The 12,869-nt window shown below is 41.6% G+C and carries 7 protein-coding genes and 1 pseudogene; 3 read left to right on the forward strand and 5 right to left on the reverse strand.

All coding sequences use genetic code 11. The features are described 5' to 3' along the window. Positions 1-35: 35 nt before the first annotated feature. From ACTQ9S_RS02765 to ACTQ9S_RS02775, 3 genes are all read left to right on the forward strand, one after another. Positions 36-830 (forward strand): ABC transporter ATP-binding protein, encoded by a 795-nt coding sequence (locus ACTQ9S_RS02765; protein WP_440453632.1) that lies wholly within the window; start codon positions 36-38, stop codon positions 828-830. Between the two features lie 188 nt (positions 831-1,018). Continuing rightward, positions 1,019-3,391 (forward strand): FdhF/YdeP family oxidoreductase, encoded by a 2,373-nt coding sequence (locus ACTQ9S_RS02770; protein ID WP_440453634.1) that lies wholly within the window; start codon positions 1,019-1,021, stop codon positions 3,389-3,391. Between the two features lie 89 nt (positions 3,392-3,480). Further along, the gene (locus ACTQ9S_RS02775) at positions 3,481-4,563 is read left to right on the forward strand and encodes a formate dehydrogenase accessory sulfurtransferase FdhD (protein ID WP_440453635.1); all 1,083 of its coding nucleotides are present in this window, start codon (positions 3,481-3,483) and stop codon (positions 4,561-4,563) included. A 283-nt stretch (positions 4,564-4,846) separates the two neighbouring features. Here ACTQ9S_RS02775 and ACTQ9S_RS02780 read toward each other — a convergent pair whose 3' ends face one another. From ACTQ9S_RS02780 to ACTQ9S_RS02800, 5 genes and pseudogenes are all read right to left on the reverse strand, one after another. Continuing rightward, positions 4,847-5,287, reverse strand: coding sequence for an outer membrane protein assembly factor BamE (locus ACTQ9S_RS02780; RefSeq protein ID WP_440453637.1), 441 nt, complete (start codon positions 5,285-5,287; stop codon positions 4,847-4,849). A 94-nt stretch (positions 5,288-5,381) separates the two neighbouring features. Next, positions 5,382-8,228, reverse strand: a pseudogene (locus ACTQ9S_RS02785) (ESPR-type extended signal peptide-containing protein); the annotation flags it as partial. Positions 8,229-9,604: 1,376 nt separating this feature from the next. Continuing rightward, entirely contained in the window at positions 9,605-10,837 is a 1,233-nt protein-coding gene (locus ACTQ9S_RS02790; protein ID WP_440453638.1) for a vWA domain-containing protein, read from the reverse strand. A gap of 11 nt (positions 10,838-10,848) precedes the next feature. Continuing rightward, positions 10,849-11,715 (reverse strand): AAA family ATPase, encoded by an 867-nt coding sequence (locus ACTQ9S_RS02795; protein ID WP_068036540.1) that lies wholly within the window; start codon positions 11,713-11,715, stop codon positions 10,849-10,851. Positions 11,716-11,947: 232 nt separating this feature from the next. Next, entirely contained in the window at positions 11,948-12,640 is a 693-nt protein-coding gene (locus ACTQ9S_RS02800) for a hypothetical protein (protein WP_227514045.1), read from the reverse strand. Positions 12,641-12,869: the final 229 nt, after the last annotated feature.

Below are 12,869 nucleotides of genomic sequence, written 5' to 3' on the forward strand. Positions count from 1 at the left end.
TAATAAGCTTGAAGAGACAATAAGGAATAACGATTATGATGCAAGCCACAGATTTACGGTTGACCTTTAACCCGGGCACGCCTATCGAAAACCCTGCCCTCCGTGGTATTAATTTAAACATCGCTGATGGCGAATTTGTGACTGTTATTGGTACTAATGGCGCAGGTAAATCGACTTTTCTAAACGCCGTAAGTGGTACCACGCGTGTCGATAGTGGCTCAATCTTACTAAACGGCATCGATGTCACCAAAAAAACAGCGCATCAACGCGCTCATTGGGTTGCTCGCGTATTCCAAGATCCAATGGCTGGCACCTGTGAAGCGCTCACCATTGAAGAAAATATGGCATTAGCCTATAAGCGCGGTGGTAAACGCGGTCTGAGCTTTGCACTGAACCCAAATAACCGTGACCTATTCCGAGAAAAGTTATCAGTACTAAAGTTAGGCTTAGAAAATCGTTTGACCGACCGTATGGGGTTATTATCTGGCGGGCAACGTCAAGCAGTGAGCCTCCTGATGGCATCATTACAACCCTCTAAGATTTTATTGCTTGATGAGCATACTGCTGCTCTTGACCCTAAAACTGCCGCTTTTGTTTTAGAGCTAACAGATAAAATTGTGACTGATAATGAACTTACTACCATGATGGTCACGCACTCAATGCAACAAGCATTAGCGCATGGCACGCGTACAGTGATGCTGCATCAAGGACAAGTGGTATTAGATGTCGCTGGTGACATACGTAAAGATATGACTGTGCATGACTTACTTGATATGTTTGAGCAAACGCGCGGTGAGAAAGTTGAAGATGACAGCTTGATTTTGAGTTAAATAACCCAACGGCTGCTATTTTCGCAAGAGATGTATTAGTTGACAATCAAATTATAAACCTTCAAGAAAACACTCTTTTCTTGAAGGTTTTTTGTTATCTATAGTTAATGCTTCTACAAACTTTTCGCTAGCCATTATATAGTTGTTATATAAAGCTTATTTGCTGCCATTTACCTATGAGGTCTGTTATGCGCAAAATTCCTGTTTATTCCCACCCTGCTGCCGGTTGGCCTGCGCTGATTTCCTCTACTCGTAAATTGATGGATTATCAGACTTTTTTGCGTGGTAGTTTAAGTGTGCTAAAAAGCAACCAGCCTAAAGGCGGATTCGATTGTCCAGGCTGCGCTTGGCCAGATCATAAATCACATAAGATGATTGATGTCTGCGAAAACGGCATTAAAGTTATCGCTAGTGAAACCATGTCAAAAAAGGCAGATGCACAATTCTTTGCACGGCATACGGTAACCGAGCTACAAGGATGGTCTGGCTACGAGCTTGAACATAGTGGGCGCTTATCAGAGCCAGTATATTATGATGCGACCCAAGACCGCTATGTACCGATTTCTTGGGAAGCTGCTTACAAGCGTATCGCTGAGCAGTTAGCACAGCTTGATTCGCCAGACGAGGCGCTATTTTATACTTCAGGCCGTGTGACCAACGAGCCAGCCTTTATGTATCAACTGTTTGTGCGCTGTTTTGGCACCAATAATTTACCAGATTGCTCAAACATGTGTCACGAGCCAACCTCAGTAATGCTCGGTAGACAGTTAGGCGTTGGCAAAGCGACGGTGATGTTAGAAGATTTTGAGCAAGCCAAACTGATATTAATGTTTGGGCAAAATCCTGCGACTAACCACCCACGCATGCTTGAAATGCTCGCCCATGCTCATGAGCAAGGCTGTCGAATCATCTCGATAAACCCCATGCGTGAACAAGGCTTAAGTAAATTTAGAAATCCGCAAAAGCCCACGCATATGGCGGCAGGTCAAAGTGATGATATGGTCGACGATGTCATTCAAATTCAAATCGGTGGTGATACTGCGCTGTTGACTGGTATTGCAAAATGGCTGATTGAGAACGATAAAATTAATAACGACTTTATTGCGACGCATACGTCAGGTTTTGAGCCATTAAAACAGTGGCTGACAGAACAGTCATGGGTGGATATCGAGCTTGGTTGCGGTATTGCTCAAACAGAAATTATCAATATCGCAAAGCTGGTTGCCAACAGTCCTGCGACGATTTGTACTTGGGGTATGGGCATCACCCAGCATGTGCAAGGTGATGACAATGTGGCGATGATTACCAACTTGCTACTATTGATGGGTATGATTGGGATTGATGGTGCAGGCGCTTCCCCAGTGCGTGGACATTCCAATGTGCAGGGCGATCGCACCATGGGCATTCATGAACGTCCCGGACAGGCTTTGCTTGATAGCCTTGAGCGCGTTTTTGAGCGTCCAATGCCGCAAGAGGACGGTTTTGATGTGGTGGCTGGCGCCAAAGCATTAATTGCTGGTAAGCTCAAAGTCTTTATGAGTATGGGCGGTAATTATGCCGTTGCCGCGCCTGATAGCAGTGCCATTCAACAAGCCTTGACCACGACTCAGCTCAATGTTTTCGTAGGAACTAAGCTGAATGAGACCATGCTGTATCCGGGCGCAAATAACCTCATCTTACCTTGCTTAGGTCGTACTGAACGCATAATTACCGCTAAAGGTGAGCAGTTTGCCACTATCGAAGACTCTATGTGTCAGATTGTACCTACTCAGGGCAACCTTAAACCTGTTAGCGATACGTTAAAGTCGGAAGCGCAGATTGTGGCAGACATTGCTACTCACGTGCTTGGAGTTGACTCATCTATCCCTTGGCAAGCAATGAGTGAAGACTTTGACATCATTCGTGACTATGTTGCACAAGCGATTGATGGTTTTGAGAACTTTAACGAGCGTATTCGTGCGGCTGAGCGTGGCTTTCATTTATATCATCCAGCGCGCCATCGCGTGTGGAATACCGACAGTGGCAAAGCACAGTTTGAAGTACCGAAATATCCGATTACTTATGTCGCAGCACAGATGGCAGAGACAACCTCAGCCCTTATAGACAATGCGAGAGAAGATAACAATATCGATAGCACGCAAGATAATGAGCAAAAAATCTGGCAATTGACCAGTGTCCGTAGCCATGACCAATTCAATACTATGATATTTGGTTATCAAGACCGCTATCGCCAAACCAATCGCCGTGATGTGCTATTTATGCATCCTGATGAGATGAGCCGTTTAGGTTGGCAAGAAGGTGACCATGTTGTGGTATCGCGTCAAGCCAGCTCAAATAGCTCAAACATTACAGACGGCACAGATAAACCACGTACATTAGGGCCTTTAGTATTGACTGAGATGGATATCGCATCCAACGCCGTCGCAACTTACTACCCTGAGTGTAATGATTTATTTGATTTAGACACGCATGCGCCAGACTCCCACATACCAGCTTATAAATCAACGACCGTTGTTCTGCAACGTGTTGATGCAAACGCTGGCATAGCCGACCCTGCATAGTAAGCGTGAGATAATGATTGAGTTATGAATATATTTAAAAGGAAAACGGTAATAACTATGTCAATGCCCATAAGATATAACGAGCCATCATGATAGCTGAAAGCAATGCTGAAACTGACGCGAAATATAGCGATCAATTCTTAGTAAATAATAAATTGGCAAATAAAATTTCAGAAACTATAGAATTATCTGCGGTACCACTTGCGCGTAATCATTTAGCGCAAAAGCATTATTATCCGTCAGATAAGTATGGTCATCATAGTATTGCTGGGACCAGTGTTGCTCAGACTAGTACTGATCAAATCAGAGTTGACTCCCAGTCAGCTAGCTTAGCAGTGGAAGCTGCGGTTGCTATCGTTATTAACGGTATTCACTATGCGGTATTGATGGCAAGTCCTCACCAGCTAGAATATTTAGCTGTTGGATTCTTATTTAGTGAAGGCTTAATTCAGCACAGTCATGAGCTGCTTGATTGGGAGGTTACCCAGCTTACAGATATCGCAAGTTATCAAAAGTTTACGCAAGATTCGTTTGGGCAGGATTCGCATGTAAAAAACCCTATGAATGAAAGTCTTGAATTTGAAGCATTTGAGCAAAGCTTAATATCACTGCAAGATTACGATATTTATGTGGTAGAGCTGGTGCTAAATCAACGCTGTCATCAGCGTATCCAAGCACAAAAGCGGCAGCTCGCAGGGCGTACAGGTTGCGGTATGTGTGGTATCACTGGACTAACGCAGGCACTGCCCGACTTGAGTGCTTATCGTCAAGACATGCAGCAGGTCAAAGCAAATACCCCAAGCCTTAGCTATCTATTAGAAATACGGCAACAAGTCGATGCCATGCAACATACACATCAGTTGACAGGTGCCGTACATGCCGCCGCAACGATGTATAATCAACAATTATATTTGTTTGAAGATGTAGGACGTCACAACGCGCTCGATAAACTTATCGGCTGGCAACTGCGCAACAAGACGGAGGTTGAATGCGTCCTTATGACTTCACGCTTATCAATCGAGCTGGTGCAGAAATCCATTCGTGGTCGTATACCTTGGTTAGTTGGTATGTCCGCCCCTACCAGTACCGCCGTTCGTGTCGCCGAGCGTTATAGCTTGGGCTTGGCTGGATTCTTACGTGATAACAGAGTGACTTATTACTCAGGTACTTAAGGTGTTAAATTGAAAAAATATATAGGTGAAAGAAGTATTTAAACACAACGATATTTTCATTTCAGAAAATAAGCTTTAATATGGTTATAGATGCCTCTTTTCTTATGTTGGTTTTCAGAGCTTAGTAAAATTAAAGCTTAGAAAATTATTTATAAATCTCTATTTTTTAAACAATAGATTTTCTTACCCTATATTCAGAAAAAAAGAACAAGACACTAAATGCCTTGTTCTTTTTTTATTTTTATTTTTATTGTTATTCTTCACTACTTACAATTAAGTCAGACTATCTAGTAAATTGTGAATACTTCGCGCATGATGCAGGCTGCCAGTAAGTTTCTGTAGCATAAAACTCGTCTTTACGCAGTATGCCTTCATAGCTATCGTCAAAAATAATCTTATAACGGCAAGTTTCTACATTTTGATTGGCATCATAGAATTTAAGGATATAATCCCATTCGCGAGCATTGAAGCCTTCTTGAAAATGCGGAGTACCAATGAGTTTGTAAATCTCATTTTTAGTCGTGCCAACTTTAATTTTTGCAACATCATTTTGCTCAACGATCCTGCCCTCTCTTTGCCATGCTGAACTTTGAACAGGGAATACCAAATCATCAGGATTAACAGAGCCATGCTGAGCGCCCGGACTGACATGCCAAGTACAGCCAGTTACAGCAAATAAAAGAGCAGTAGCCAACAATCCGTGGCGATAAATAGATAAGTTCATTGTTTATTCCTTAATGTGTCATGAGTGATTTGACAATATCTGCCCGAGTACAGACATTGTCATAATGCGTTTGATTGGATTAGAAATGGAAGCCTGCACCGATAGCACCGCCAGCATTACCTTGAGTATCGGCTGTACCATTTATTTTCATCACCCAGCGACCGTTATCAGAGACTCTTGAGACACCGATAGCAACTGCGCTTTCGCCGTTATATGAGGCAATACCACCACCTATCATCGACTTACCTGCGATGTAAGCTTGTGGCAATGATGACATCGCCATCGCGGCTGAGATACCAGCATTGGCATTGTCTTCAACCTCACCAATTCTATAGCCTAAATTATTAACGTTTCTGTCAATAGTCACAAGCTCACCATTAATTGCTCTATCGACAGTATCAAGCTGACTCACGTTTACAGCATCAGTAGGATTAACACCAGCGGCGACATTAGTAATTGTATTGCCACCATTATCCAGACCATTGCTATCAAGCGTCGTATTGCCAGCTTTAATACTAGTCACTACTATATTTTCGGCAGTAGCTACTCTAATACCACCATTGTCATTACTCAGGACAATGTTATTTCCGGTGACAAAGTTAGCCGTATTGTTTGCTTGGTTAACAGTCTTGACATTATTACCATCAATCTGAGTAACGACTGTTTGCATGGCACTATCTGCTTTCACTAAGCTATCTTTACTGGCCTGACTGAGATCTACAGCATAGTCAGTAACGTTAGCGGCATTTTTATTACCAGCTGTTACGGTCACTGCACTAGAACCAGAAACGCTGGCACCATTCGCATTAACGGTATAGATATCTTGTCCATTTTCACCTGTTGTTTTAACCACATTAGTGATGTTAGTACCAGCAGCAACTTCAGTTCTAGAGCCAGCAGCAGCTGCTTGTATATCACCGATGTTGGCAGCGTTAGTCAAAGTAGTCCCACCACTTGCAACGTTAGTAATTACGGTACCGCCTGCATTAATACCACCTGCAGTAATACTAGGTCCAGTAGCGCCATCGCTATTAGTAAAGCTTACGCCTGTTTGATTAACAACAGTGCTGTTACCAGCGTTATCACTAGCCGTAAAGCCGTTTGCACCGTAGCTAGTTGAATCACCAGCAGCATTGGTTACTGTAGTGCCACTTGCAGTCAATGCCGTTGTATCACCATCAGCATTAGTTACTGTAGTGCCACTTGCGGTCACTGCCGTTGTATTACCTGTACCATCATTAATAGCTAGGCCGGAATTGCTCAGAGTGCTATTACCAGCGGTAACACTAGTAACATCAAGGTCGTCTGCAGTGGCCACCTGATAGTTAGTAGAACCATCTTCATTAGCGGTTGAAGTCACAACAATATTTTTACCTTCAGAAACTGTGCTTTTAGCAGCAGCACTGTTTCTGACTTCATTTAATTGATCAAAGTTAACCGCATCTGTGCCATCTGTAGCTCTAGCAACATTAGTGATTTTGTTACCGCCATTGTTTAGACCATTGTTGCTCAGTCTAATAGTTTGATTAGAACCGCCAGTCAGAATAACACCGTCATTATTAACAAGGGTGTTGCCAGTAGTGACGCTGTTTAAACCTAAGTCTCTGTTCAATTGAAGTTGCACACCATTGGCTGTGGTCACTGGCGTTATATTTCCATCACCAGTAACGGCAATAGTGGCACCTAATTTAAAATTATTAGCTGTAACGCCATTTCCGAAGTTAATACCCTGATTGATGCTAGTGGTATTATTGGTAATGTTAGTCGTATTATTAGTAATATTATTTCTATTATCAGTAATATCTGTGTTCAACGTATCTGCAACAGAGAACAGCTGGCTACCGTTGATAGCATCTGTACTAGCCGCCGTTACATTGCCTGCCGCAACGTTTTTCACTTGACGCTCTTGACCCGCAGCGCCAACAGATACCTGATCACCTGCTGCGATATTAGTTGCCCCAGCAAAGTTGCCAAAAGTTACGCCATTTATAGTAGCGCTTGTGACACTGTTCGCATTAGCCAAGGTATTCGAATTGGTACCAATCGCCACTGAACCCTCAGTGGTCGCTTGTGCGCCGCTACCAAGCGCAATAGAGTCTCTACCAGATGCTTTAGTTTGCTGCACAGATTGATAAGCAGCACCTTGCTGTCCAGAAACTGTAGAGGCATTTTCGATATCAGCAGAGCCAATAGCGATACCACGATATCCAGTTGCAGTTGCAGAATGACCTACAGCTAACGAGCCTGTGCCTGTTGCGGCAGCAACGTTACCCATGGCTTGCGAATAATCACCTGTAGCAACAGATTGTCGTCCTATCGCTAAAGCAGTATTGCCTGCGGATAAAGAGTCGACACCTATAGCAACGCCAGCAACATCCGTAGTTTTTGCATATTCACCTATTGCCAATCCCAATGCACCTTCAGTGCGTGCTCCCGTACCTATGGCGACCGAGCCTGCGTTCCTTCTCTCTGACGCATATTCTTGTCTATCACCTGCATCAACGGTACTGGCATTAGCCACATTATTGGTATAATAAGGATTGCCACGATCAGCGATTTGATATCCAATATCATTGGTAAAGGATGCGCAACCAATAGCGATGTTTTCTTTATTAGTGCCTGAATTTGCTTGACTGACATTAGTACATTCGGAATTGGAAACAGCCATACCATTACCTATACCGCCGCTTACCCCTACTGCAGCAATGGCTTGTGAAGACATGCCGATTGCCAAACCTGTTAGACCTACCGCAAATAACCCCGAACGTAATGCACTAAGGCGTAAGCTATAAGCACCTGCTGTCAGCTTGTTAGCAGATGCACTTGAAGCGTTAGAACTTACGCTAGACTTAGATGACTTGCCATTTGCTTTAGCGTTTTCAGCAACGGCTGTAAAACATTGTAGGGCGTCGTTCCAGATGACTTTATAATTGCGATTCATAATGTGTACTCCCAAATAGACCTATTAGATATAAAGAACAAAACCAAAATCTATGTTACAGAGAGCTTAAATACCAAAATGAAACGGGTCTTAATCTTATACGGAAGAAACATTTTATTGAAATGTAACCAGCTACTAAGCTTTAAGAAGCGAAAACTTTTTGTATTGTAAACTTACTGTTTCCATATATATTCATAATTCCGGATATATGTATTCATATTAACGGATATACATATATAGAAACAATACCGTTAGACAGTTATTTACAACCGTTCGTCAATATCTTTACATATTAACAACAAAGTCAACTGTTAATATCTTAAAAAACTTATGACTAAATTCTCGTTTTAGTACAAAATTATTAGTCATTATCGACCATATTCAATATCAACAAAGACAAAAAGATCCCAAGCATTTAATAGCCTTGAGGTCTTTTTGTCTCTGCACTCACCTTGGTGAAATACACAAATATATGATTATAATTAAAGATTTAAACCAGCGTATTGGTTGGGAGTCTTAAAATTGCCACAGAAGACAATAGAATTAATTATTAATTGGAGAGTTTTTTCTGTAATGTGCAAGCTTGCCTGTCATATATCAATCAATGAACTGTATAACACTCTTACTGCTTACCAGCTAAATAGCAAAAAATGTCCGTTCGTCGGGATTTTGAAGTCATTTATTATCAGGGAGAGATAAGAATTTGATTGGATTTGTGCCAATAATTTGAGAAAAGTTGCTGAATTTGGTTATGTAGGTCCAGAGATGAAGGCAGTATTTTTGGTTAGTCTTCCATTACTCAGCCCTCTTAATTATCACTTTATGACCTTCCATCTTATTTTAGTGCTAAATAGAATAAAGCCTGTGAACACTACTGTCTGTCAACTACTTATCAACCTTACAATCATGCTCCCCACACATAATAAATATTTAAATATCAGATCTTTGAAGATTCGTATTCATTTGTGCTTTTGATATCTGAGGATAAATTTTTTAAGCATAGGAAGTAGTGAGGTAATCATATAGGATACAAGTGAGTCTTTAACAATTACATAGATTCATTTATCGTATTCGCATTGTTTAATATCAAATATAGGTATATTGTTAGGAAGCTGCAAACCCTATCTTATCAACCAGTTAATACATAATCATTACTATCCATATTTTGAAATTGTCAATAGTTATATAGTTAAATTTTCTTGACAAATAGCATCGCCCTACTCAACTCAATTGTTTCTAGCAACATTTGTTGTTAAGCGGCTCTAAATTTATAATTACTTTAAATTAAATATGATACTGTTAGATACAAAAAACCACTACTATTATTTCATAGCAGTGGTTTTTATAGTTTATTAAAAGTAAAAATTTATGGACAGCTAGCGAGCTAAATAGGCTGTCATATCTTCCACTCCATGTAGTGTCATAGGGTACATGTTATTATTGAATAACTTTTTGATTTCCCCAATAGTCTGGGTATATTGCCAATAAGCTGGGGTTTCAGGATTCAACCATGCGACCTTGTCAAAATGGTCAAGTACCCTTTTCAACCACACTACGCCAGCTTCATTATTCATGTATTCAACGCTGCCACCCACTGAAAATAGCTCATATGGTGACATTGAGGCATCACCAACGAATATCACTCGGTACTCGCGGCCATATTTATTTAGTAGCTCAAAGGTTGGCATAGGCGCACTATGACGACGATTGTTATCCTTCCAGACATAATCATACAAACAGTTATGAAAGTAAAAGAAATCTAAGGTTTTAAATTCGTTTTTTGCCGCTGAGAACAACTTTTCTAATGCTTCAACATGGATATCCATACTGCCGCCCACATCAAATAGCATCAGTACTTTGACACGATTGCGACGCTCAGCCTGCATATGAATATCGAGTACACCTTTCTTAGCAGTACGTTTGATGGTTTCATTAATATCTAGCTCGTCAGCGCTACCTGTGCGTGCAAATTGGCGCAAATTACGCAGTGCCATCTGAATTTGCCGCGTACCAAGTAAACTATCATCGTCAAGGTTACGGTATTTACGCTGCTCCCAAACCTTTGCTGCACTGCGTTTACGTGACTCTCCGCCGACACGTACGCCTTCTGGATGATCACCATAAGCGCCAAACGGTGAGGTGCCACCGGTGCCGACCCATTTACTACCACCTTGATGCCGCTCTTTTTGCTCTTTGAGACGCTCTTCTAAAGCCTTCATCAACTCTTCAAGCGAACCGTACTTTTTGAGCAATCGCCGCTGTTCTTCTGTTAGATTTTTTGGATCTAACTTTAAGTCCAGCCACTCTTTGGGAACGTCCGTCAGCTTCGCCATCAATTCATCAATGTCTAAGCTATCGACTCCTTCAAAATAATCTGCCATTGCCCGATCGAACTTATCAAAATGACGTTCGTCCTTGACCATACACAGACGAATAAGGCGATACATGTCTTCCCGACTGGCAAAATCGCGCAGTGCTGGGTCATCTGGATATTCAGGATGCGGCTGCATCATCAACCCATGCTCAAGCGCAGCATTTAAATCAAGCAGCTCGCGTGTACTAACAGGGACACCATAAGTACGTAAGGTATAAAATAGTTTGATAAACATAATGTTTAACCTCAGCGGCGCATCATATTGGCAAAACGCTGTAATAAGTTCACATCAGCTTCATTTTTAAGAAGTGCGCCATATAAAGGTGGGATAGATTTTTCACCACGCAAGTTTTCTTCTAGCTCTTCTTGTGCCATGTCATCAGCCAGCAATAAGGTTAACCAATCGACCAACTCTGAGGTTGAAGGTGGCTTTTTGAGCCCTTGAATATTACGCAACTTATAGAAAATATCGAGTGCATCATTGACCAGTTTTTCTTGAATATTAGGAAAATGGACATCAATAATTTGACGCATGGTTTGCTCTTCTGGGAAGTCGATATAATGGAAAAAACAGCGACGCAAAAATGCATCCGGTAGCTCTTTTTCATTGTTTGAGGTGATAATGACGACAGGGCGCTGCTCAGCAGTAATGGTCTCGCCCGTCTCATAGACATAAAAAGACATTTTATCAAGCTCATGCAACAAGTCATTTGGAAACTCAATATCCGCTTTATCTACTTCATCAATCAGCAGCACGCTACGCTCTTTACTGGTAAAAGCTTCCCAAAGTTTACCAGGCTTGATGTAGTTACCAATTTCATACACCTTGTCATCACCCAATTGTGAATCACGTAGGCGCGATACTGCATCGTATTCGTAGAGCCCTTGCTCAGCTTTGGTCGTTGATTTGATATGCCATGTAATAAGCGGCATACCTAAACTGCTGGCAACTTCTTCTGCCAGTAAGGTCTTACCTGTGCCCGGCTCACCTTTGATTAGCAGTGGCTTTTGTAATGTCATAGCCGCATTGACTGCCAGTTGCAGATCATCGGTGGCAATATAACTCTCAGTACCTGTAAAGCTTGGTTTTGCAGTCTTATTTTCAGTGCTCATGGTCAAATCTCAGTCGTTGTAATCAATATGGATATATGTCAAAAAATAATAGTTTAGATTAGCACAGCCTTTCTTAATGCCCAAATACTCATGCGTTCGCAGTAGCTAACAAATCTTAAGCATTTGGCTAATCTAAAGTTAACGTATTGCCATAAAAAAAGACACGCAACGGTGTCTTTTATTTTACTTCCTACAGTTTACAAAAAACTTGCTAGCTGATGTAAGTTGTTAACTATAGCTTCTTATCTGAATCAACCGAACCATCATCAACTTGTGTACTAGGCTTTGTCGTACTTAACCTCTTATCTATATTATCGTTAGAACTTTGCTTTTTCAAATTAATCTCTTGCTTGGCATTCATAGCATCATTATTTGAAGGCTTGGTAGTTACTGGAATGTTTACTGGTAATGGCTCACTATTCTTCTCTTCTATATAATTACCCGTTGCCAGTTGCATATTTGCTTGCGCATCTTCAGCACTACGGCGACGCGCTTTGTCCAAACTTGAATCAAAAGCGCCACGAATAAGCTGCCAGACAAAACCAACGAATAACCCAACGACCAATACCACTAGAATTGGTAGCGCATTGGTAATAGCAGTGGCAGTATCCTTCATCATAATCGCATAAACGACACTGATGCTTGCGGGCGCTATGACACTAGGATCACTAAGTGCAGTACCTGGTGCCAAGAGCACAGCAAACAATACCATCCAGCTCATGCCACCTAATGGACGCGGTAACATGCGTGCGACCAAAATCCAAAGTAGTAATACCACGATGGAGCCACCGAGATAAGCGTACATTGGCAGGTCGGCGGGTGGTACGTTTTTGACCATCTGACTCCACCAAATGACAATCTCACCAAGAATGTCACTAAGCTTTTCCAGAGGTAAGCTTTCTAAGATACTTTTTAACCAGTCCATGCGTGTTTAGATACCTACGTTTGTAATTAGCAATAGAGTCATTGAGTAGTCACTAAATTAATTAGCAACTCAGCCCTAACGTGCAAGCTTGATAGGTGACTAGTTTATCACGACTTTATAGCAAAAAGCATATTAGCCTCTTGTGCAAAGACTTTTTTACGTGGGATTTTGGTAGCTTATTTAGTGGTTTTAGACTATCAGCTACCATCACCTTACTTGTGTTTTCACT

Origin of the sequence: Psychrobacter sp. ASPA161_9 (assembly GCF_051970275.1) — a bacterium.
Taxonomy (GTDB): Bacteria; Pseudomonadota; Gammaproteobacteria; order Pseudomonadales; family Moraxellaceae; genus Psychrobacter.